Raw genomic sequence first — 22,452 nt, forward strand, 5'->3', positions numbered from 1 at the left:
GGAGCTCCGGCTCCCCTTTTTCTTGTCCTGGTTTTCCCGCCCAGACGGCGACGCCCCCGGAGCACCAACTCCGGGCTTTCTTTTTCAGGGCCGATGTCCGAAAAGTGGGGCTTCCATAGAAACGTCATGCGGAAAGCATGATTCAACAAGAGGAATTCAGCACGATGGCCGAGGGGCTATTTGCGGGACTGAAGGTGATCGACTGCGCGAGCTTCATCGCCGCGCCTGCAGCCGCAACGGTGCTGGCCGACTTCGGCGCCGACGTCATCAAGATCGAACCGCCCGGCGAGGGCGATCTCTATCGCAGCCTGCACGTCCGCCCCGGCTCGCCCAAGGCCGACCGCGACTATGCCTGGATCCTCGACTCGCGCAACAAGCGCGGCCTCTCCCTCGACCTGAAATCCGAACACGGCCAGGAGGTTCTGCGACGGCTGGTCGCAACCGCCGACGTGTTCATCACCAACATGCCGTTTCCGGTGCGGCGCAAGCTGAAGACCGCCTACGAGGACCTTGCGCCGCTGAATCCGCGGCTGATCTACGCCTCGTTCACCGCCTACGGCGAGACCGGCCCGGAAGCCGAGAAGACCGGTTTCGACTCCACCGCCTACTGGGCGCGCTCCGGCCTGATGGACATGGTACGGCCGGATGGTGAGGCCGCACCGGCGCGTTCGACCCCCGGCATGGGCGACCATCCGAGCGCGATGGCGCTCTACGGCGCGATCATGACCGGGCTCTACCGCCGCGAGAAGACCGGCAAGGGCGGCCTCGTCGCCTCCTCGCTGGTGCAGAACGGGCTGTGGTCGAACAGCTACTTCGTGCAAGCCGCGCTGATCAATGCGCAGTTTCCGCCGCGCCCGCCGCGGACCCACGTCCTCAACCCGTTGAGCAACTCCTACCGCTGCAAGGACGGCCGCTGGTTCATCCTGTCGATGGTCAACGAGGCGCGGCAGTATGCGCCGTTCATGACGGCGATCGGGCTCGGCGATCTGGTCGAGCGCTACGCCGTGCAGGCCGACCGACAGAAGCATTCGCCGGAGCTGGTCGAGATCTTCGACAAGCTGTTCGCCAAGAAGACCCTCGAGGAGTGGCGGACCATCCTCGACGCGGCCGGCATTACCTTCGGCATCGTCAACACGCTCGACGATCTGCGGCATGACGAGCAGGCGCGCTATGCCGGCGCCATCGTCCCGTTCGCCGACGGCTCGGGCGAAACCGTCTCAAGCCCGTTCAGCGTTGCCGGCGAGACCAAACGGCCTCCGGGCAAAGCCCCCAATGTCGGCGAACACAGCGAGCAGATCCTGCGCGAATACGGCTACAGCGATGCCGAGATCGGCAAGCTGCGCAGCATGAAGATCGTCTGACGGCTGCCGCTTCCCAACCCCGGCAGGGCCGCATCGCACCCTGCCGACAAGACCCATGACAATACGCCAGAAGGAACAAGAAGAAATGGCTGATCCACTGTTCGCAGGTCTCAAGGTCATCGACTGCGCGAGCTTCATCGCTGCCCCCGCCGCCGCCACCGTGCTGTCCGACTTCGGCGCCGACGTCATCAAGATCGAGCCGCCGGGCGAAGGCGACGGCTATCGCACGCTGCATGCACGCCCCGGCGCGCCGGAAGCCAAGGTCGATTACGCCTGGATGCACGGCGCACGCAACAAGCGCGGCATCGCGCTGAACCTGAAGTCCGAGCAGGGGCTCGAAGCGCTGTACCGGCTGGTGGACAAGGCCGACGTGTTCGTCACCAACCTGCCGCTGCCCGTGCGCCGCCGTATGAAGATCTCCTACGAGGATCTGAGCGCCCGCAATCCCCGGCTGATCTATGCCTCGTTTACCGCCTATGGCGAGGAAGGCGCCGAGGCCGACAAGACCGGCTTCGACTCCACCGCCTATTGGGCACGCTCCGGCCTGATGGACCAGGTGCGCCCCGACTCGAGCTCGCCGCCCGCGCGCGCGGTGGCCGGCATGGGCGATCACCCGTCAGGCATCGCGCTCTATGCGGCGATCGTCACCGGCCTCTACCGCCGTCAGCTGACCGGCAAGGGTGGGCTCGTCTCCTCCTCGCTGCTGGCGAACGGGCTGTGGACCAACTCGTTCCTGGTGCAGGCGCGGCTGGTCGGCGCGGAAATTCCGCTGCGGCCGAAGCGCTCGGAGTCCGACAGCGCCATGAGCAACGTCTATCGCACCCGCGATGACCGCTGGTTCAACCTGGCGATGGTCAACGACATCAAACAGTATCCGATCCTGGTCGAGGCGCTCGGCCGGCCGGAGCTTGCGACCGACCCGCGCTTCGACACCCGCGAGAACCGTCGCGCCAACGGCCGCGCCCTGCTCGCCATCCTGGACGAGGAGTTCGCCAAGCACGACCTGACCGATCTGCGCAAACTGCTGGACGCCGCCGGTATCACCTTCGGTTTCGTCGGCACCATCGACGAAACGCTGAGCGACCAGCAGATGCGCGACGCCGGTGCGATCGTGCCGATGGCCGACGGCAACGGCGAGATCGTCTCGAGCCCGTTCCAGGTGGAAGGCGCACCGAAAACCGCACCGCGCCGCGCGCCTGCGCTCGGCCAGCACACCGACGAGGTGCTGGCCGAGTATGGCTACAGCGCCGCGGAGATCAAGGCGATGCGCGAGGCGCGCGCGATCGCCTGAGGGCGGAGCCCCTCTCGCAATGCGATATCGCTTCCGGACCCAGCGCCGGAAGCGCGACGCATGTGGAACGACAGTCGTTTCGCTCTCGTGTCCGATGCGCCCGGCGGCATTGCTGCATTGACGCAGCGTTCGTTGTCTAAAATCTCCGAGCATGGTGTGCTTCGCAGGCGTTCGCACGCAACAGGCGAACGCCTGGGCATGGTCCGGCAGGGGGAACACCCGAAGGCAAGCGTGCACCGATAACGATCAATCACCGCCCGGCGCAGAAAGCCGAGGCGCAGCGAGGGGAGCGCGCCGGCGCGGGCATGAACTACCGATTCGTCCTTCCCATGATGGCGACCGCGTTCTTCGAACTGTCGGTCGTCTCGATCGTCCGCGTCACCACGTCCTATCGCGCCATCGAACTCGGCCTGTCCGCCGCCTGGATCGGCATCATCACCGCCGCATTTGCCGTCTTTCCCGTGCTGCTCGCCCTGAAGGTCGGGCGCGCGATCGATCGCGGCAACGACATCCTGATGGTCCGCGCCGGCACGGCGATGCTGGTGGTCGCCTGCGCGGGCGTCGCCATGCTGCCTTCGATCGCCATGCTGCTGCTGTTCACCGCGGTCCTCGGCATCGGCCACCTGCTGCTGTCGATCGGCGTGCAGGTGCTGTGCGCACAACAGCCCGGTCCCGGCGTGATGGAGCGCATGCTTGGCAACTACATGATCGCCACCGCCGTCGGCCAGGGAGCGGGCCCCGCGGTGGTCGGATGGATGGGCGGCTCGGCCGCGATCCCGCCGACGCAGCCGCTGTTCTGGATCGCGCTCGGCACCGCCGTCCTCGCCTTCCTCTCCAGCCTGCTGCTGCAATCCGGCCTCGACCGCACGCCGCAGGCCGAGGGCGGCAAGCCGACGCCGGTGCGCGACATCATCCGCAGCCCGGGCTTTGCCGTCATCTTCTTCGTCAGCGTCGTGACCGTGGTGGCTCAGGACCTGATCGTCGTCTACCTGCCGCTGCTCGGCACCGAGCGCAACATCGCGGTCGACGTGATCGGGTCGCTGCTGGCGGTGCGCGCCTTCTCCGCCGTGCTGTCGCGGCTGTTCTTCGCAAGACTCAGCGCCCTGCTCGGCAGCACCCGGCTGATGGTGGCCAGCACCGTCGCCGGCGCGCTGGCGTTCGTCTGTCTCGCCGCGCCATTCCCTGTCGCCTCCATGTATGCCTCGATCGCCATCGTCGGCGGCGCGCTCGGCATCGCCGTCACCACAGCGATCTCCAGCCTGCTGGCGCTGGTCGGCAGCGAGGTCCGCGGCACTGCGAACTCGCTCCGCACCGGCGGCACCCGCCTCGGCCAGGTGGTGATCCCGTTCCTGGCCGGTATTCTCGCCACCGCCGCCGGCGTCGCCAGCGTGTTCATCGTCATCGGCGCGAGCCTGGCGATGGCTGCGACCGCCGTGCAGTTCATCCGTCCGCGCTCGACGAGTTGACAAGGCGCCCTCCGATTCGTCACCTTTCGCGTTGCTCAGGCACGGTCTGATCACACGAACAGGGACGCACTTTTGGAACGCGCCTGAATGCCCCGCTTCGCCGCCAATCTGACGTTGATGTTCAACGAGGTGCCGCTGCTCGAACGGTTCGAGGCGGCGGCGCAGGCGGGCTTTCGCGCGGTGGAGGTGCTGTTTCCCTACGAGGCGCCACCGGCTGCGATCGCCGAAGCCCTGCGGCGCAACGACCTGACGCCCGCGCTGTTCAACATGGCGCCCGGCGACTATGAGGCCGGCGAACGCGGCCTCGCCTGCCTCCCCGGCCGCTTCAGCGAATTCCAACACGCGGTCGACACCGCACTGCTCTACGCGCACGCGACCGGCGTCCGCCGCTTTCACCTGATGGCCGGCAAGGGTGACCGCAACGATCCCGACGCGGTGGCCGCCTACTGCAAGTCCGTCGCCTATGCGGCCGAGACGCTGACCCGCGAGCACATCGAGATCCTGCTGGAGCCGATCAACAGCCGCGACATGCCGGGATACTTCCTCAACGATTTCGGCTTCGCCGAGGATCTAATCCACGAGCTGGCGCTGCCGAACGTGAAGCTGCAATTCGACATTTACCATCGCCAGATCATGCACGGCGACGTCACCACCGCACTGCGGCGGCTGATGCCGATCATCGGCCACATCCAGATCGCGAGTGTGCCGTCGCGGCACGAACCGGATCGCGGCGAGCTCAACTATCCGTTCCTGTTCGACGAACTCGACCGGCTCGGCTATCGCGGCTTCGTCGGCTGCGAGTATCGCCCACGCAAGGACACGCTGGACGGGCTCGACTGGTTCCTTCCCTACAAGGGCAAGCTGGCCTAAGCGGCCGCACTGTGCTCTGCTGTCGCAAGGGAGGGCTCTCATGACGTCTCATAACACCCAGCGGACCATGGCGTCTGCATCCGCTCCCACGATCTCCGACATCGTGATGATGGATGCGCTGCCGCTCGGCCAGGCGCTGCGCGCACGCAGGCTTTCCTGCGTCGAAGTGATGAACGCCTATCTCGATCATATCGAGCGCTTCAACCCTACAGTTAACGCCATCATCTCGCTGCGCGAACGCAAGGACCTGATCGCGGAAGCAGGCCAACGTGACGACCAGTTCCGGCGCGGCGAGGACATGGGCCCGCTGCACGGCATGCCGCAGGCGATCAAGGATCTCGCCGCCACCAAGGGCTTGCGCACCACGCAAGGCTCACCGATCTTCAAGGACACGGTGCCTAGCGCCGATGCGCTGTTCGTCGAACGCATGCGCAAGGCTGGCGCGATCATCATCGGCAAGACCAACACGCCGGAATTCGGCCTCGGCTCGCAGACCTACAATCCGGTGTTCGGCGCAACCGGCAACGCCTACGACCCGACCAAGACTTCCGGCGGATCGAGCGGCGGCGCTGCGGTCGCGCTGGCGCTGCGCATGCTGCCGGTCGCCGATGGTGGCGATCATGCTGGCTCGCTGCGCAACCCGGCGGCCTTCAACAACGTGCTCGGCTTCCGTACCTCGTTCGGGCGGGTCCCGCAAAGTGGAGACGATGTGTTTCTGCCGGGCTTGAGCGTGACCGGTCCGATGGCGCGCACCACCGCCGACCTGCAGATGCTGCTCGCGGTGCAGTCCGGCTACGATGACCGCGTGCCGCTGTCGATCGGCGATCCGCACAGCTACGAAACCCCGCCGCTCACGGGCACCATGAAAGGAAAGCGGCTCGGCTGGATCGGCGACTTCGGCGGTCACCTGCCGATGGAGGCCGGCGTGCTCGACCTATGCCGCGCCGCGCTGCGCACGTTCGAGACTATGGGATGCATCGTCGAGGAAGTGACGCCGGACTTCGACCCGGAGACGATCTGGAAGGCATGGCTGGTGTTGCGGGCCTGGCTGCAGGGATCGAGACTGAACGCCGCCTATGACAACCCGGCGACGCGTCACCTGCTGAAGCCGGAAGCGCAATGGGAAGTCGAGCAAGGCAAAAAGCTCTCCGCCTTCGACATCATGGCGGCCTCGACCACGCGCAGCGCCTGGTATCAGGTGGTCCGCTCGCTGTTCCAGCACTACGACTACCTGCTGCTACCAAGTGCCCAGGTGTTTCCATTCGCGAAGGACACGCACTGGCCGAAAGAGATCGCCGGCAAGCGTATGGACACCTATCACCGCTGGATGGAGGTGGTGATCCCGGTCACCATGTCCGGCTGTCCAGCGATTAGCGTGCCGGTCGGCTTCAATGCCGCCGGATTGCCGATGGGCATGCAGATCGTCGGCCCCAATCGCGCCGAGCATGCGGTGCTGCAACTCGCCCACGCCTATGAACTGGCGACCGGCTGGACCTCGAAAGTTCGTCCGCCGCTGCTCACGGCCTAGCGAGCAGGCCTCTTGAACAATCTCTTGAACAATCTCTCGGGTCATTCTTTCGGCATGGTCTCTGCCGAAAACCGGTTTCCCCTTTTCGGGATCATGCCCTAACATCCGGCCTCATGCCGGATACGCCCCTGCCGCCGAGCTTCGACGTGCCCTACGTCGCCGACGATCGCGCGATCGCCGCGCGGCTGCTACAGGATGCGCGGCTTCGCCCCGATCAGGACGCCCGCATTGATGCGACGGCCACGCGCTTGATTACGGCAATCAGAGAGCGGCGTAGCGGTGTCGGCGGCGTCGAGGAAATGCTGCACGAGTTTGCCCTGTCCACCAAAGAAGGGCTGGCGCTGATGGTTTTGGCCGAGGCGCTGTTGCGGGTGCCAGATGCGGCCACCGCTGACCGCTTCATCGAAGACAAGCTGGAGCAAGGCGACTTCGCCCATCATCGGACGCAGTCGGAAACGCTGGTGGTCTCCGCATCCGCCTGGGCGCTCGGCCTCTCGGCCAGCGTGATCCAGCCCGGAGAGACGCCGCAGGGCACCATTGGCCGGCTGGTCAAGCGGCTCGGCCTGCCGGCGGTGCGCCTCGCCACCCGGCAGGCGATGCGGCTGATGGGCAACCACTTCGTGCTCGGCGAAACCATCGACGCGGCGCTGTCGCGGGCGCAGTCCGGGGCGACGTATGCGGAGCGCTACTCGTTCGACATGCTGGGCGAAGGCGCGCGCACTGCCGCCGATGCCCAGCGCTACTACGACGCCTATGCCGAAGCCATCGAAGCGATCGGCGCCGCCGCCGGCAACCGCCCCCTGCCGGGCCGACCGGGCATCTCCGTAAAGCTGTCGGCGCTGCATCCCCGCTACGAGGCGACCAGCCGCGCGCGGATCATGACCGAGTTGGTGCCGCGGCTTACCGCGCTGGCACGCCAGGCGAAACGCCACAATCTCAACCTGACGGTGGACGCGGAGGAAGCCGACCGGCTGGAGCTGTCACTCGACGTCATCGCCGCCGTCTTCGCCGACCCCTCGCTCGCGGGCTGGGACGGATTTGGCCTCGCGATCCAGGCTTATCAGAGCCGGGCCATGCACGTGATCGACAGCATCGGCGAGCTCGCGCATCGGCTCAACCGCCGCGCCATGGTGCGGCTGGTGAAAGGTGCCTATTGGGACACCGAGATCAAGCGGGCACAGGAGCGCGGGCTTGACGGGTATCCGGTGTTCACGCGCAAGGCGATGACCGATCTCAACTACATCGCCTGCGCCAAGCGGCTGCTGGCCCTGCGCCCGCGCATCTTTCCGCAATTCGCCACTCACAACGCGCTGACGGTGGCAACCGTGCGCGAACTCGCCGGCGACGACGGCAGCTACGAATTCCAGCGGCTGCACGGCATGGGCGATGCGCTCTATGAGGAACTGCGCGCAGACCATCCAAACCTCGCCTGCCGCACCTATGCGCCGGTCGGCAGCCATCGCGACCTGCTCGCCTATCTGGTGCGACGGCTGCTCGAGAACGGCGCGAACTCGTCGTTCGTTGCCGTCGCAGCCGACCCTTCGGTGCCGATCGAACGTCTGTTGAAGCGGCCGGACGCCATCATCGGCGCGCCGGAGCAGGCGAATCATCATGCGCTGCCTTTGCCGCGCGATCTCTACCAGCCTGAGCGGATCAATTCGTCCGGCATCGAGTTCGGCCATCGCACGGCGCTCGATGCGCTCGTCAAGGCTGTCGCCGCCGAGACCACCGAACCTCGCGCCATGCCTTTGATTGACGGTACCCCCGCCGCCGGGCCGAACCGCGCCGTCGTCAGTCCGATCGATGTCAAGACGATCGTTGGACAGGTCGGCGAGGCAACACCAGAGCAAGCGGCCGCCGCGGTCCGCGCAGCCCGGGCCGGCTTCGCTGCCTGGAGCACCACGGCGGCGGACACCCGCGCCCGCGCGCTGGAAACAGCAGCGGACCTGCTGGAACGGCGGCGCGCGCATCTCATCGCGCTGTTGCAGCGCGAGGGCGGCAAGACGCTGGACGACGCGGTATCGGAGGTGCGCGAGGCCGCCGACTTCTGCCGCTACTATGCAGCGCAAGGACGCAAGCTGTTCGGCGCCGACCAGCCGCTACCGGGACCGACCGGCGAGCGCAACGTGCTGCGTCTGCGCGGACGCGGCGTGTTCGCGGCGATCTCGCCGTGGAATTTTCCGCTGGCGATCTTCATCGGCCAGATCACGGCCGCGCTGATGGCCGGCAATACCGTGGTGGCGAAGCCCGCCGAGCAGACCCCGCTGGTCGCGTTCGAAGCCATCAGGCTTCTGCACGACGCCGGTATTCCAACCTCCGCGCTGCAATTCGTCCCCGGCGACAGCCGCATCGGCGGCACTCTGGTCGCACATCCGGACATCGCAGGCGTCGTGTTCACCGGTTCGACCGAGGTCGCCCGCATCATCAACCGAGCGCTGGCCGCGAAGGATGGACCGATCGTACCGTTGATCGCCGAGACCGGCGGCATCAACGCCATGATCGTCGATGCCACCGCGCTGCCCGAGCAGGTCGCCGACGACGTGATCACTTCCGCCTTCCGCTCGGCGGGACAGCGCTGTTCGGCGCTGCGGCTGCTGTTTCTGCAGGACGATGTCGCCGAGCGGATGATCGGCATCATCACCGGCAGCGCGCGCGAGCTTGCGGTCGGCGATCCACGCGAGATTGCGACCCATGTCGGGCCGGTGATTGATCGCGACGCCAAGGACAAACTGGACGCGCACATCGCCCGCATGCAGACGTCGGCACGCGTGCACTTCGCCGGTGAGGCACCCGCCTCGGGGTTCTTCGTCGCGCCGCATGTCATCGAACTGAACCGCGCCAGCGACCTCACCGAGGAGGTGTTCGGTCCGATCCTGCACGTCGTCCGTTACAAGGCGAGCGACCTTCCCGCCGTGATCGAGGCGATCGCGCGCAGCGGCTATGGCCTCACTTTCGGCCTGCACTCGCGCATCGACGAGACCATGGATGAGGTGGTGGCGCGGCTTGCGACCGGCAACATCTACGTCAACCGCAACATGATCGGGGCGGTGGTCGGCGTGCAGCCGTTCGGCGGGCACGGCCTGTCCGGAACTGGCCCGAAGGCCGGCGGGCCGCATTACCTGGTGCGCTTCGCCACCGAACAGACCATCACGGTCAACACCGCGGCGGCCGGCGGCAACGCGGCACTGATGGCCCAGGACGATGGCTAAAGGGGCGGCGACGAACGCTGGCCAAAGGAGGCACGATCAAGCAGGACACTTTGCGCTACGAGGCGGCGCGATCGCCGACGCCCCAAAAGCGGCGCTGGTAATGTACCATGCCGTCGCCCGGATCGCCGAGCAGGCTGGCCGTGACCTCGCCGACGATGATCACATGATCGCCGCCTGGAAAATGATCCGCCTTCTTGCAGATCAGCGTCGCCAACGCGTCCTTCACCACCGGCAGATCGTGGTGCGAATCGACGAACGTATCGCCGACGAACTTCTCCACGCCGCGCTTGGCGAAACGCTCCGCGAGCTCCTGATGGTGCGGGCGCAGGATGCTGATCGCGAACTTCTCCGCCGTCGCGAAAACTGGATAACATTCCGCCGACAGGTTCAGGCAGGCCAGCACCAGCGGCGGATTGGCCGAGACCGACGTGAACGAACTCGCGGTGAACCCTCTGGCCACGCCATCCTCGTCGCGCGTGGTGACCAGCACCACGCCGCTCGGATAGCGGGAGAAGACTTCCTTGAATTCCGCCGTTTGTGTCATGCGCCGATCCGCCCAGTCTTGGAGCTTCTTACTTGACGCGTCTTCTTCACGCGAACCGGTGCCCACTTCGCTCGAAAACGCCCAGCGCCGCGCAAGCGACGCCAGCACCTATATGTGCGTTAGATCGGCCAGCTCTGCAATGACACTTCGAGATGCCAGCGTTGACATGGCGATGGCATGACCCGCCGCTGACGAAGGCCGCCAGGACGCGCGATCCGGACGCGACCACGCTTCGGAGGAAAAGATTACTTTCCAGCGGCTTTTCGCAATGCGTCGTTGATCCTGTCCTGCCAGCCGGGACCACCCTCCTGGAAATATTCCAGGACATCCTGATCGATCCGCAGCGTTACCTGTTCCTTGACGTTGGGGATCGCGGTTTTCTTCGGCGGCCCTTCGACCCGCGGCGCCGTCACGGCCTTGAAGGCGGCTTCGGCAGCGCTGCGTGCATCGAGCGCGGTTCTGGGGCGTTTCGGCGGTTGCGACATCGGCGTTCCCTGTCGGCGATTCGGTCATAACCAGCATAATCCAAATGGATGGACGGATTCATCGCGCTTTGGGCCGCGCGAAGAAATCCACATGACCGACGCGCACCGAGAGCCGTCCTGCGGCGATGCCGTCCCTGCGCCGGGCGAGCCAGTCCTGCAGTTGGTGACGCGGCGTGCCGATCTCCTGCGCCGCATGCACCCATCCCGCCAGCAGCTTGGATTGGAACATGGCGTCAGCCGGGCCGGACACCCAGTCGGATTCCCCTTGCACCACGTCATAGCCGAACGTCCGAAAGAGGCGAACCGCGAACGCAGCGGCACGCGGCCCCAGCGCCGGACCGAAGCCCTTGTTGCGGCGCTGATGCGCGTTCAGCGCGGCGACCACGGCCTCATCGAGAGGATCGGCATCATCGAGCGTCGCGCGGCCGTCGTAGCTCAATGCCACATACACCGGCAGGGCGCGGGCAGCGACGGCCGCAGCGAAGTTCGCGAGCCACGGCTCGGAAACGAGATCGAGCAGGGCCGAGGCGGTGACGAGATCGGTGTCGGCCGCAAGCAACGACGCGACATCGCAGCCGAGATCGGCCTGCACGGTCTCCACCGTCACGCCGGCGGGGCGCTCCATGGCATAAGCCTCGGCCAGCAGCACCGGATCGTCGTCGACCAGCGTCCAGCGCTGCGGCTTTGGCAGGTGCGTTTGCAGGGCACGCACCGTCGAGCCGGTGCCGCTGCCAAGATCGATGATTGAAAGCGAGGCGCGACCTGCGAACGCTGCCGCCACAGCATCGCGCACCGAACGGTTGCGCGCGCGATGGTCGAGCGGCTCACGCAGCGCCAGCCAATCTGCCGAGAAACCGCTCATCGGCACGCCTCCAAGACGCGCGCGAAGGCCGCTCCCGCCTCACGCCATTGCGGCAAATGCACTGCGGCCTGCCGGGCCGCGACCGCCATCCGTTCTCGCTCCGCATCGTCGGCAATCACCCGGTGCAGCGCGTCACTCAAACCGCGGCGATCGCCCGGAGAAACCAGAATCCCCGCATCCGGCGGGATCACCGCGCGCGCGGCACCGACGTCGGTCGCAACAACCGGTAGGCCATGTGCGATCGCTTCGGCGAACACCATCCCGTATCCCTCAAACAACGACGCGAGCACCAAGGCGTCCGCCTGCCCGTACAGTTCGGCAAGCCTCGCATCGCCGACCGCGCCGGTCACCACAATGCGGCCCTGCAGTCCGGCAACCTCGATCATCGCCGTCAGCCGCGCCAGCGCAGCAAGGTCGCGCGTCGTATCGCCTGCGATCGTCAGGCGCCACGGCAGCGTCTTGAGGTCGTCAAGCGCCGCCACCAGCACCTCATGCCCCTTGCGCGGGACGATCGAGCCGACCGACAGCAGATTGACGCTTTCACCGGCGCGCCGGCCGCGCGGCGGCAGCGACACCGCATCGATGCCGGGCGGAATCACCGTGATCCGCACGCGCGGAACGCCATAGTCCTGCGTCAGGATATCGAGGCTGGTGTTGCCGGTGACGATGACGGCGCGCGCATGCACCAGTGCGGCGCGTTCACTGTCCTGCAAGGCAGCCGCCCGTTCGGCATCGATCCCGGTCTCGAACGCCAGCGGGTGATGAACCAATGCGATCAGCGGATTGCGGCTGCTCAGCAGCGTCGCCTCGGCCTCCATGACGCCATAGGCAAGACCATCGATCACGATCGGGCAGCCTTCAGGCACCGCCAGCAGCTTCGCCATCGCCGCCTCACGCATCCCCCGATCAGGCTTCGGGAAACCTGCGCCGAGATCGATGACGTCCACCTGCCAGCCGAGTGTCCGCAGTTCGGCAACGATGCGCTTGTCGTAACCGTAGCCACCGGTCGGCGTATCGAGCGATCCGGGAACTGCGACGACGACCCGCCTCACGGCAAGGGTGCCTCATACCAGGCGCGCGCAACATGCGATTCGGAGATGGTGACGCGGATCGCCGTCAGCTCATTCGCAGCGCGCCCGAGCCGTCCCTGCGCTGCCGCGGCCGCAAGACCATCGAAGACGTGTTTGGTCAGAAACTCGGTGGTGGTGTTGATGCCCTTGAATACAGGCATCTCATCCAGGTTGCGGTAGTTGAGCGGGGTCAGAATGTCCTTCAGCACCTGATGCGCCAGACCGATATCGACCACGATGCCGTTGCGGTCGAGCGTCGCGGCCATGAAGGCGGCATCGATCACGAACGTCGCTCCATGCAACGCCTGCGCCGGGCCGAAGACATCGCCGCGAAACGAATGAGCGATCATGACGTGATCGCGAACCTCGACTGCGAACACAAACCCTCCTCAATAGTTGACGATCTGACAGAGCACACCGCTGCCCGGCGCCAGGACCGCCGGCAGCCTGTCCGGCAGGTCGTCGAAAGCAATCGCCGGCGCGAGCAGGACATCGAGCGCGGGATCCGCGAGCAGCGCCAGCGCCGCAGCGAGCCGTCGCTTATGGCTCCAGCGCGGCCGATGCGACGGGGCCACCTGCCCGACCTGGGTCGAGATCAGGCGCAAACGGCGGCTGTGAAACGCACCGCCAAGCGCCAGCGGCACCTCGCCCTTGCCGTACCAGCTCATCTCGGCGACTGTCGCTTCCTGACCGGCGGCCGCGAGCGCGCTCGCCAGCCCTTGCGCCTGGCCGCTCGCATGAAAGACCACATCGCAATCCACCGGCGCGTCGTTGGGCAACGCAAACCGCACCCCGAGCGCGGCCGCCACAGCCGCACGGCTGGCCTCAAGATCGACCAAGGTCACCTCAGCGCCTGCCATCCGGCCGCAGAGATAGGCTACCAGCGCGCCGACCACTCCGGCGCCGACGATCGCGATGCGATCCCCCGGCGCGGGCGCGGCATCCCAGACCGCATTGAGCGCGGTTTCCATGTTGGCCGCCAGCGCCGCACGCTGCGGCGTCACACTCTCCGGCACCGGCAGAACTGCCTCCGCCGCGATATTGAAGCTGCATTGATGCGGGTGCAGCGCGAACACGCGCGCGCCCGCCAACTCGCCACCGCCATCGACGACCTGGCCGACCATCGCATAACCATATTTGACCGGGAACGGGAAGCTGCCGCCCATCATCGGCGCACGCATGCGCTGGTATTCGCTTTCCGGCACGCACCCGGCCTGGACCAGCGCCTCGGTCCCGCGGCTGATTGCACTGTGCAGCGCGCGCACACGCACCTCGCCAGCGCCGGGCCGCGGCAATGTCTCCACGCGGACTTCCGCGCGCCCCGGTTCGACATACCAGAGCCCCCTCGCGGTATCGCCTGTCTGCTCGGTTGGCACGCGGGTCCCACATCCAAAGTTCGCCACACTGACCGCAAAAGTCCCTGATTGGACTTCGGGACAGACTGCCCATTATACCTGACGAGCGGCGATCAGCCATAGAGCGACCGGACCAACCAGCGTGCTTGATGACTCCCTCACGGACGTAGCGGCGAGCGGCGATGCCGGTGCGACGATCACTGGCCGCCGGCTGCTGTTCGGCGCGCTGGTTGGCGTAACGATCGCGGCCATGCTGAAACTGTCCGTCATCGCCCTGTCACCGGGCGGCTTCGGCCTCGTCGATGCCCTGCTGCTCGCCTGCTTCGCGCTGACGCTGCCGTGGATGGTGGTCGGTTTCTGGAACGCGACGCTCGGCTTCCTGATCGCGCGCTTCTCCACCAATCCCCTGCGGACGATCTTTCCAGCCGCCGCCGACGCACCCGTCGGTGCGCTCGTGACATCGACGGCAATCCTGCTCTGCATCCGCAACGAAAGCCCCGAGCGCCTCGTCCGCAATCTGCAGGCGATGATGCGCGGGCTCGCCGCCACTGCGGATGCAGACCGCTTCCACGTCTATGTGCTGAGCGACACGAGCGACGCATCGCTCGCCGCAACCGAGCAGACGGCGTTCGCGGCGCTCGCCGGCCAATGGCGCGGGCAAATGCCGCTGACCTATCGCCGCCGCGACACCAATATCGGTTACAAGGCTGGCAATATCGGCGAGTTCTGCGAGCGCTGGGGCAGCGCCCACGATTTCGCGCTGGTGCTCGATGCCGACAGCTTCATGTCGGCGAATGCGATCCTGCGTCTCGTCCGCATCGCGCAGAGCGATTCCCGGATCGGCATCCTGCAGAGCCTCGTCACCGGATTGCCGTCCACCAGCGCGTTCACCCGCATCTTTCAGTTCGGCATGCGTCTCGGCATGCGCTCCTACACCCTCGGCAGCGCCTGGTGGCAAGGCGACTGCGGCCCCTATTGGGGGCACAATGCGATCCTGCGCCTGCAACCGTTTCTCCAGCACGCTCAGCTTCCGCTGCCGAAGAACGCACACGACCAGATCCTCAGCCACGATCAGATCGAAGCGGTGCTGATGCGGCGTGCCGGTTATCATGTGCGCGTGCTGCCGGAGGAATACGAGAGTTGGGAGGAGAACCCGCCGAACCTGACCGAATTCATCCGGAGGGATTTGCGCTGGTGCCGCGGCAATCTGCAGTATTGGCGCTTTCTCGCGCTGCCCGGGCTGAAAGCCGTCAGCCGCTGTCAGCTTCTGTTCGCGATGCTGATGTTCCTCGGCTCGCCCGGCTGGATCGGCATGCTGGTCATCGGCAGCCTGGCGCTGGCAGCCGCCGACGCCCCCAGCGATATCATCCGCGGCGACGCCGGGCTTGCGATCTTCATCGCCGTGCTGATCATGTGGTTCGCGCCGAAGATCGCCACCGTCGCCGACATCCTGACCCGCGCGCCGGCGCGGGCGGCATTCGGCGGCACGCTGCGTTTCAGCGCGAGCGTCGCCGTCGAGACGATCGTCTTCGTGCTGCTGTCTTCGATCATGTGGGTCGGACACACGCTGCTGATGATCCGCCGGCCGTTCGGCGGCGGTGTGGGCTGGGCCGCGCAGATCCGCGACGACCATCACGTTCCACTCGCACATGCGATTCGCATGTTCTGGCCACACACCCTGCTCGGCCTCAGCGCGCTGACGATCCTCGGCTGCAGCCATCCGGCAACGCTTCCTTACGCGCTGTTTCTCGCGGCGGGCCCGGCGCTCTCCATCCCGCTCGCATGGGTCAGCTCGCATCCCGCGGCCGGATCCGTCCTGACGCGGCTCGGTATCGGCCGGCTGCCGGAAGAAATCGCTCCGCCACCCGTACTGTCGGAGCTGTCGCCACGCGCGACAACCGACCATGACTGAGATCGCGCGCCCTGCACCGATCGCCGGCCACGCGTTATGGCGATGGTTGCCGTCGGCCTTATCCGCCGGCGCCTACGCACTCACCCTGTTGGTATTTTATCCCGGCATCATGACCTACGATGCCCGCTACGTGCATCTCGATAGCCTGAAAGGCTTCTATGGCGACTGGCAATCGCCGGTGATGACGTGGTTCTGGCGCATGATCGATCCGCTCGCCCCCGGCCCCGCGAGCATGTTCCTGGTCATCGTGACGCTCTATTGGGGGGGCATCGCCATCCTCAGCCATTCGATCAGCCGCCGCTCGGGCCCGCTTGCGGCAGCACTGCCGCTGCTGGCGCTGATCCCGCCGCTGTTCGCGCTGCTCGGCGTGATCTGGCGTGATGTCTTCATGGCCGCCACCTGGCTGCTCGCCGTGGCGATCCTGCTCGCATCAGCCACGCAAGGCGGGAAACCGCTGCGCCCCGCGGCCCAGGCTCTTGCCCTGCTGCTGATCGTCTTCGGCGTGCTGATTCGGCCGAACGCCATCGCCGCCGCGCCGCTGCTGATCACCTACGCCCTGTGGCCCCAGCGATTCCATTGGAGGCGCGCGGCGCTGCTGTTCGTGCCGTTCGCGATCGCGCTCTACGCGATCGTGCAGCTCGTCTATTACGATGCGCTCGGCGCGACGCGCCAGCACCCACTGCACTCGATCGCGGTGTTCGACCTCGGCGGCATCACCTATTTCTCGGGCGAGAACGCCTTTCCCGTGAGCTGGCAGCCGGCCGAACTGGAAGCCCTGCGCGGCCGCTGCTACGACCCGTCCTACTGGAACATCTATTGGAACGGCGACTGCAAGTTCGTGATGGCCAAACTCGAGGGCGAACAGGCGATCTTCGGCACACCGGCTCTCACCCGCGCCTGGCGCAACGCGGTGCTGACGCATCCGGCGGCCTACCTGCAACACCGTTTCGCCTTCTTCCGCACGTTCCTGTTCGGCCAGCATCTGGCGATGTGGAGCGAGGACATCGACCACGCCCCCGCCACCGTCTTCCAGGACCGGGCGGCCTTCACCGCATTGAAAACCATGCATGACGGGCTGTTGCCGACGCCGCTGTTCCGGATCGGCAGCTGGCTGCTCGCAAGCCTGCTGCTGCTGATTCCCGCCTGGCGGCGACGGGCGACGCCGGATGGCGCCTTCCTGTGGGGCGTCTGCGGATCAGCATCGCTCTATGCTCTGAGCTACCTCCCGCTCGGGGTCGCATCCGAATTCCGCTACGTCTACTGGACGGTGCTGGCGAGCAGCATTAGCCTGATCGTCGCCTTGCTGCCGTCTGCATCCGCTGCTGCCGAGCGCTCGCCGCCTCCGGCCTAGGCCTAGGGCGCGTTGAGCAATCGGCGAACGGTGCTAGACTTGACCGCTCGTCAACCGGAAGCATCTGCGCGCATGGTCGACCTCGCCACGCCAATCCCCGCCACGCGCCGTCCGGCACTGCTGCGCGGCATCGGCGTGCGGCAAATCCGCATGATCAGCGGCGTGGTCCTGTTCGCTTACCTCGTCAGCCATTTCCTCAACCATGCGCTCGGCAACATCTCGCTGGATGCGATGGAAGAGGCGCTGAATTGGCACAGCGGCTTCTGGCAGCGCCAGCCGGTCAAGGCGATCTTCTATCTCTCCGCCGTGGCCCACATGGCGCTGGGCATCTGGATGCTTTATGCGCGCCGTCAATTCCGCTGGAGCGCGGCGGAAGCAACCCAACTCGTGCTCGGCTTGAGCATCCCGGCCCTGCTGATCGCCCATATCGCCGATGCACGGCTGGCGCAGACGCTGTTCGGCAATGAGAAATACTACGCCCAGCTGTTCGCGTTCTACAGCATGGCGCGTCCTTACATGCCTTGGGTGCAATACACGGTGCTGGTCGTGTCGTGGACGCACGCCTGCATTGGACTCTACTTCTGGTTCCGGCTGCGACCATGGTTCAGGACGCTGGCGCCGCTGCTGCTGGCGCTTGCGGTTCTGGTGCCATCGGCGGCAGCACTCGGTCTCTATCAGGGCGCGAAGACGGTGCGTCAGCTCTACCAGTCGCCCGCATGGCGCGCAGAAACGCTGTCGGTCAAACATGTCGGCACGCCGGAGCAGCGCGTCGTGCTCGACCGCATCACCGAGCGCTTCCTGATCGGCTATGGCTGCCTGCTCGTACTGGTGCTGGCCGCGCGCGGCCTTCGCAGCTTGAATGAGCGGCGCGGCGGCGTGATCCGCCTGTCCTATGGCGACGGCAAGACCGTCCGCGTGCCGAAAGACCTCACCGTGCTCGAAGCAAGCCTGCTGCATGGCGTGCCGCATGCAAGCGTCTGCGGCGGACGGGCGCGCTGCTCGACCTGCCGCATCCGCATCGTCGGCGATTGCAGCCACCTGCCGCCGCCATCGCGGCGCGAAGCGTTTGTGCTGGAGCGGGTCGGCGCGGGCGGCAACCCGGCCGTGCGGCTTGCCTGCCAGCTGCGGCCGCGCTGCGATTTGTCATTCTTCCGAATCTTCCCACCACAGACCTCGACCTCACTGCTTGGCAGCGGTGCCGCGCACAACGGTCAGGAACGCTATCTGGTCAGCATGTTCGTCGACATGCGCGGCTCGACCAGGCTCGCAGAGACGCGGCTGCCGTTCGATACGGTGTTCATCATCAATCGCTTCCTCGCCGCCGTATCCGAAGCGGTGCTCGCCAGCGGCGGCGCGCCGAACCAGTTCGTCGGCGACGGCCAGCTCGCGCTGTTCGGGCTCGACTGCGATCCCGCGACCGCCTGCCGGCAGGCGCTCGCCGCCGCCGCCCGCATCGCGCAGAATGTCTCCGAGCTGAACGAGTTCCTGCGCGGCGATCTAACGGAGCCATTGCGCTTCGGCATCGGCATCCACGGCGGCGAGGTCATCATCGGCGACATCGGCTCGCCCGGCCACATCGTGTTCACCGCCCTCGGCGATCCGGTCAATGTGACGGCCCGGCTACAGGACATGACCAAAGCGCTCGCCTGTGAAGTCATCCTGTCGGAGGAAGTGCGCGTCCGCGCCGGCCTTCCCGAGCTCGCCCTGCCCGCGACCGACGTGACGATCCGCGGCCGCAGCACGCCGATGACGGTCCGCACCGTCACGGATGCATCCCAGCTCACCGCGATCACCGATAGCTCACCCGCCGCGGCTGCGTAATACAGGTCAGGCATCCCAGTGGGGCGGATTTGAGATTCGCATCCCACTTAGCCGCAGCTGCGCTATGCGAATGTCGAATCCAAAGCTCCACGAGCTATTAGGTTTGCCAGTGGTTCTTGATTCCAACATTTGCAAATATCGTTGCCGCAATGGGATGCAAATGTTGGAATCGAACCACTAGCCGGACGCGAAGGACTGACCATGGCCCACGAAACCGCTACGCTCGCAGCCTTCGTCGCGGGCTTGACTTATGAAGCGATCCCGCAAGCGGTGGTTACGCGGACCAAAGCGCTGACGCTGGACCTGCTCGGCAGCGCCGTGCGGGCGCGCAGGGAGGCAGAGTCCACGCCATCGATCCTCGCGATGTTGAAGGCGCTGTCGCTCGACGGCGACGGGATCGCGACCGTCTGCGCTGACAGCAAGGGCTATACGCCGGCCATTGCAGCGCTTCTGAACGGCGCCCTCGGCCACTCGCTCGACTTCGACGACACGCACGCGGATTCTTCGCTGCATCCGAGCGCACCGGTGGTGCCGGCGGCGCTTGCTGCGGGCGAACTCGCCGGCGCCTCGGGCCGCGACGTGCTCACCGCCATCATTGCCGGCTACGAAGTCTGCTGCCGGCTCGGCAACGCCCTCGACCCGACCTCGCATTACGCCAAGGGCTTCCACCCAACCGCGACCGCAGGAACGTTCGGCGCGGCCGCAGCCGTGGCCAAGCTGTTCAAGCTATCGCCGGATCAGATCATCTCGGCGTTCGGCATCTCCGGCAGCCAGGCGGCAGGCTCGCTGCAATTCCTCGTCAACGGCTCCTGGAACAAGCGTTCGCAGGTGGGCGCCGCGGCGATGAACGGCGTGATCGCCGGCACGCTGGCGGGTGAAGGCTTCAAGGGCTCGATCGAGGCGGTCGAAGGCAAACACGGCCTGCTGGTCGGCTACAGCGACGACCCGCATCCGGAGGCCGCCATCGCCGATCTCGGACAGGTGTGGGAGACCATGAAGGTCGGCGTGAAACCGTATCCGAGCTGCCGCTACACCCATGCCGCGCTCGACGCGCTGATTGCCATCAAGAACGAGATCAAGCTCGCGCCGGAGCAGATCGAAAGCGTCGAGATCGGCCTGCACCGCAACGGCATCACGCTCGCGGCCGATCCGCCGGAGGCCAAGCGCCGCCCGAAGAGCATCGTCGATGGCCAGTTCTCGATGTTCTTCACCGGCGCGGTCGCGCTGGATCAGGGCAGCTTCGGCTGGGACGACTATACACGGCTGAACGACCCTTCACTGGTGGCATTGGCCGAGCGCATCAATGTCGTGCGCGATGAACGGCTCGAAGGCCGCCGCCACCCGTTCGGCAGCAATGTGACGATCAAGACCCGCGATGGCGTGATCGAACGCATGGTCGATGATCCGTCCGGCGAGCCGGACACGTTTCCGGCGCAGCAGGCGATGGTCGACAAGTTCCTGCTGCTGGCGCGGCCGGTGCTGGACAACAAGGCGTCCGCGTTCGCCGATGCGATCCTGTCGATGGAGAAGACCAGCATCGCCGAGACGATGAAGCTCGCGCGGGAGTGACTGCCTGACGTTCAGCACGGTCACGCCCGTCACCAGGCTCCCGCCTTGGATGAGCCCGATGACAGGCTCCTTCGGACATCCAGCACGCCGTGCGCCCTTGCCTTGCTTGTAAGCGTCTCGGAGTACTGGGTCCCGCTTTCGCGGGGACGACACTGAGTCACCCACACTGAGCAACCCGAAACGCTCACACGCTGCGCGGCGTTACCTCATCGCATCGTCGGGATGGTGAACTCGGCGCCGTCCACAGCACGCTCAACGGCCAATCTCGCATGGCAGACCGGAGCCCGCGAACCCCAAATGCCGCTTCACGCGCAAGCAGCCCATGTTAGCGTTGCGAAAACAGCATAGCAAAAATCGAAAGCGATCAGGGAAGGACGCCGCTGCCATGAAAGCCTCCATCTTCTGTCTGCCCAGTGTCGGCTCACGCGCGGAGATCGAAGCCGGAATGGCCGCGACGCGGCCGGATCTCTACCAAAAGATGTTGAAGGAGCTGACCGAGCTGGTGAAGCTCGCCGACGACCTCGGCTATGACAGCGTGTCCTTCACCGAACATCACTTCCATATCGAAGGCTTCGAGCTCTCCAACAACCCGGTGCTGCTCGACCTCTACTTCGCGATGCAGACCAAGCGCATCCGCGTCGGCCAACTGGGGATCGTGCTGCCTGCGGCCAACCCGATTCGCGTCGCCGAAGACATCGCGATGCTCGACCACATGACCGGCGGGCGCGCCTGCGCCGGCTTCGCCCGCGGCTACCAGCGGCGCTGGGTCGACATCATGGCGCAGCAGACCCATGGCGTCAGCGGCACGCTGCCGCATCAGCACGACGAGATCGACAAGGTGAACCGCGAGGCGTTCGAGGAAAACTGGCAGATCATCAAGAAATGCTGGACCGAGGAGATGCTGACTTTCGACGGCAAGTTCTGGAAGGTGCCAGCCGGTGCGACGCCGTGGGACCTCGAGACCACGAAGAGATATGGCAAGGGTGTCGAGAACGGCCTGCTGAAAGCCGTCGGCGTGGTGCCGAAGCCGCTGCAAAAACCCTATCCGCCGGTCTTCCTCCCCTTCGCCTCGTCGCCGAACAGCATCCGCTGGGCGGCACGCGAAGGCGTCACCGCGATCCTGCCGCCGATGCACGCCGCCTATGAAGCGCCGTTGTATGATCTCTACGCCGAAGTCTCCGGCCGTCCGCGCGGCCAAGGCACCGGCCTGTTGCGAGACGTCATCATCTGCGACACCGACGAAGAAGCGATGCAGCTTTGGGAAGACTCCGGCCGCTTCTCAGGGCGCGCCTGGTTCGAGCCATTCGGCTTCCGCCAGGGCTCGATGGACCCGGTGACGAAGACCTATCCGTCGGCGAAGGAATCGGTCGATCTCGGCTACGCGCTGGTCGGCACCGTCGATACGGTCACCCGCGCGCTGGAGGTCAACATGAAGCGGCAGCCGGTGGATTGGCTGTTCTGCTACACTTACAACGCGCTGGTGCCGCATAAGACGCTGATGAAATCCACCGAAGCGTTCTGGACCAAGGTGATGCCCCGGTTCGCGTAAGCGAGCCGGGCGGGACCTTCGCCGTCGGTGCATCTTACATTTCGATGCAGCGCTTCCTATCTGTTCGATCCATCAGAGCAGGATATGGCGGAGTGGACCGCCGGTCTGCCGTATCCCGTGCTTCAACTGCTTGTGTCCGCGTATTCCGGTTCACGAAACCGGCACCCACTTTTGCGGAATACGCGTGTGGATCGCACCCATGCTGGATA

Annotated in this window: 17 protein-coding genes; 11 read left to right on the forward strand and 6 right to left on the reverse strand. The window is 66.0% G+C overall.

Annotated features, from left to right (window positions below):
* The first annotated feature begins 164 nt into the window (after positions 1–164).
* The 6 genes from X566_RS06120 (at position 165) to putA (ending at position 9,725) form a co-directional block, all read left to right on the forward strand.
* Positions 165–1,361 carry a CaiB/BaiF CoA-transferase family protein gene (locus X566_RS06120; RefSeq protein ID WP_034468053.1) on the forward strand — a complete coding sequence of 399 codons (1,197 nt, stop codon included), beginning with the start codon at positions 165–167 and terminating at the stop codon, positions 1,359–1,361.
* Between the two features lie 85 nt (positions 1,362–1,446).
* Positions 1,447–2,652 carry a CaiB/BaiF CoA-transferase family protein gene (locus X566_RS06125; RefSeq protein ID WP_034464432.1) on the forward strand — a complete coding sequence of 402 codons (1,206 nt, stop codon included), beginning with the start codon at positions 1,447–1,449 and terminating at the stop codon, positions 2,650–2,652.
* Positions 2,653–2,957: 305 nt separating this feature from the next.
* Entirely contained in the window at positions 2,958–4,118 is a 1,161-nt protein-coding gene (locus X566_RS23855) for an MFS transporter (RefSeq protein ID WP_081740077.1), read from the forward strand.
* A gap of 87 nt (positions 4,119–4,205) precedes the next feature.
* Positions 4,206–4,988 (forward strand): 2-oxo-tetronate isomerase, encoded by a 783-nt coding sequence (otnI, locus tag X566_RS06135; protein ID WP_034464437.1) that lies wholly within the window; start codon positions 4,206–4,208, stop codon positions 4,986–4,988.
* 40 nt (positions 4,989–5,028) lie between these two features.
* Positions 5,029–6,516 (forward strand): amidase, encoded by a 1,488-nt coding sequence (locus X566_RS06140; protein WP_244434691.1) that lies wholly within the window; start codon positions 5,029–5,031, stop codon positions 6,514–6,516.
* 113 nt (positions 6,517–6,629) lie between these two features.
* Entirely contained in the window at positions 6,630–9,725 is a 3,096-nt protein-coding gene (putA, locus tag X566_RS06145; RefSeq protein WP_034464442.1) for a bifunctional proline dehydrogenase/L-glutamate gamma-semialdehyde dehydrogenase PutA, read from the forward strand.
* Positions 9,726–9,780: 55 nt separating this feature from the next.
* Here putA and X566_RS06150 read toward each other — a convergent pair whose 3' ends face one another.
* From X566_RS06150 to X566_RS06175, 6 genes are all read right to left on the reverse strand, one after another.
* Complete coding sequence (locus tag X566_RS06150; RefSeq protein WP_034468057.1) at positions 9,781–10,269, reverse strand: flavin reductase family protein; 489 nt, start codon at positions 10,267–10,269, stop codon at positions 9,781–9,783.
* A gap of 245 nt (positions 10,270–10,514) precedes the next feature.
* Complete coding sequence (locus X566_RS06155; protein WP_034464446.1) at positions 10,515–10,754, reverse strand: BrnA antitoxin family protein; 240 nt, start codon at positions 10,752–10,754, stop codon at positions 10,515–10,517.
* Between the two features lie 58 nt (positions 10,755–10,812).
* Positions 10,813–11,616, reverse strand: a complete 804-nt coding sequence (locus tag X566_RS06160) for a class I SAM-dependent methyltransferase (RefSeq protein ID WP_034464448.1) — start codon at positions 11,614–11,616, stop codon at positions 10,813–10,815.
* Entirely contained in the window at positions 11,613–12,668 is a 1,056-nt protein-coding gene (locus X566_RS06165) for a glycosyltransferase family 4 protein (RefSeq protein ID WP_034464450.1), read from the reverse strand. Before X566_RS06165 ends, X566_RS06160 begins: the two co-directional genes overlap by 4 nt.
* Positions 12,665–13,066, reverse strand: a complete 402-nt coding sequence (locus X566_RS06170; RefSeq protein ID WP_034464452.1) for a 6-carboxytetrahydropterin synthase — start codon at positions 13,064–13,066, stop codon at positions 12,665–12,667. Before X566_RS06170 ends, X566_RS06165 begins: the two co-directional genes overlap by 4 nt.
* A 9-nt stretch (positions 13,067–13,075) precedes the next feature.
* Positions 13,076–14,062 (reverse strand): zinc-binding alcohol dehydrogenase, encoded by a 987-nt coding sequence (locus X566_RS06175; protein ID WP_034464454.1) that lies wholly within the window; start codon positions 14,060–14,062, stop codon positions 13,076–13,078.
* Positions 14,063–14,183: 121 nt separating this feature from the next.
* On the opposite strand from X566_RS06175, the gene mdoH reads away from it, so the two are divergent.
* From mdoH to X566_RS06200, 5 genes are all read left to right on the forward strand, one after another.
* Complete coding sequence (gene mdoH / locus X566_RS06180) at positions 14,184–15,953, forward strand: glucans biosynthesis glucosyltransferase MdoH (RefSeq protein ID WP_051443908.1); 1,770 nt, start codon at positions 14,184–14,186, stop codon at positions 15,951–15,953.
* Complete coding sequence (locus X566_RS06185; protein ID WP_034464457.1) at positions 15,946–17,304, forward strand: hypothetical protein; 1,359 nt, start codon at positions 15,946–15,948, stop codon at positions 17,302–17,304. Before mdoH ends, X566_RS06185 begins: the two co-directional genes overlap by 8 nt.
* A gap of 72 nt (positions 17,305–17,376) precedes the next feature.
* Positions 17,377–19,125, forward strand: coding sequence for an adenylate/guanylate cyclase domain-containing protein (locus X566_RS06190; protein ID WP_034464459.1), 1,749 nt, complete (start codon positions 17,377–17,379; stop codon positions 19,123–19,125).
* 201 nt (positions 19,126–19,326) lie between these two features.
* On the forward strand, positions 19,327–20,694 hold the full coding sequence (locus tag X566_RS06195) for an MmgE/PrpD family protein (protein ID WP_034464462.1): 1,368 nt from the start codon (positions 19,327–19,329) through the stop codon (positions 20,692–20,694).
* A gap of 385 nt (positions 20,695–21,079) precedes the next feature.
* Positions 21,080–22,243: an LLM class flavin-dependent oxidoreductase gene (locus X566_RS06200; RefSeq protein WP_034464465.1), complete on the forward strand. Its 1,164-nt coding sequence runs from the start codon at positions 21,080–21,082 to the stop codon at positions 22,241–22,243.
* Positions 22,244–22,452 lie beyond the last annotated feature (209 nt).

Origin of the sequence: Afipia sp. P52-10 (genome assembly GCF_000516555.1) — a bacterium.
Lineage (GTDB): Bacteria > Pseudomonadota > Alphaproteobacteria > Rhizobiales > Xanthobacteraceae > P52-10.

What these genes read in the sequence shown, in the direction of transcription:
- X566_RS06120 (WP_034468053.1), top strand. Translation starts at nt 165, where the DNA reads ATGGCCGAGGGGCTATTTGCGGGACTGAAGGTGATCGACTGCGCGAGC.
- X566_RS06125 (WP_034464432.1), top strand. Translation starts at nt 1,447, where the DNA reads ATGGCTGATCCACTGTTCGCAGGTCTCAAGGTCATCGACTGCGCGAGC.
- X566_RS23855 (WP_081740077.1), top strand. Translation starts at nt 2,958, where the DNA reads ATGAACTACCGATTCGTCCTTCCCATGATGGCGACCGCGTTCTTCGAA.
- otnI (WP_034464437.1), top strand. Translation starts at nt 4,206, where the DNA reads ATGCCCCGCTTCGCCGCCAATCTGACGTTGATGTTCAACGAGGTGCCG.
- X566_RS06140 (WP_244434691.1), top strand. Translation starts at nt 5,029, where the DNA reads ATGACGTCTCATAACACCCAGCGGACCATGGCGTCTGCATCCGCTCCC.
- putA (WP_034464442.1), top strand. Translation starts at nt 6,630, where the DNA reads ATGCCGGATACGCCCCTGCCGCCGAGCTTCGACGTGCCCTACGTCGCC.
- X566_RS06150 (WP_034468057.1), bottom strand. Translation starts at nt 10,269, where the DNA reads ATGACACAAACGGCGGAATTCAAGGAAGTCTTCTCCCGCTATCCGAGC.
- X566_RS06155 (WP_034464446.1), bottom strand. Translation starts at nt 10,754, where the DNA reads ATGTCGCAACCGCCGAAACGCCCCAGAACCGCGCTCGATGCACGCAGC.
- X566_RS06160 (WP_034464448.1), bottom strand. Translation starts at nt 11,616, where the DNA reads ATGAGCGGTTTCTCGGCAGATTGGCTGGCGCTGCGTGAGCCGCTCGAC.
- X566_RS06185 (WP_034464457.1), top strand. Translation starts at nt 15,946, where the DNA reads ATGACTGAGATCGCGCGCCCTGCACCGATCGCCGGCCACGCGTTATGG.
- X566_RS06190 (WP_034464459.1), top strand. Translation starts at nt 17,377, where the DNA reads ATGGTCGACCTCGCCACGCCAATCCCCGCCACGCGCCGTCCGGCACTG.
- X566_RS06195 (WP_034464462.1), top strand. Translation starts at nt 19,327, where the DNA reads ATGGCCCACGAAACCGCTACGCTCGCAGCCTTCGTCGCGGGCTTGACT.
- X566_RS06200 (WP_034464465.1), top strand. Translation starts at nt 21,080, where the DNA reads ATGAAAGCCTCCATCTTCTGTCTGCCCAGTGTCGGCTCACGCGCGGAG.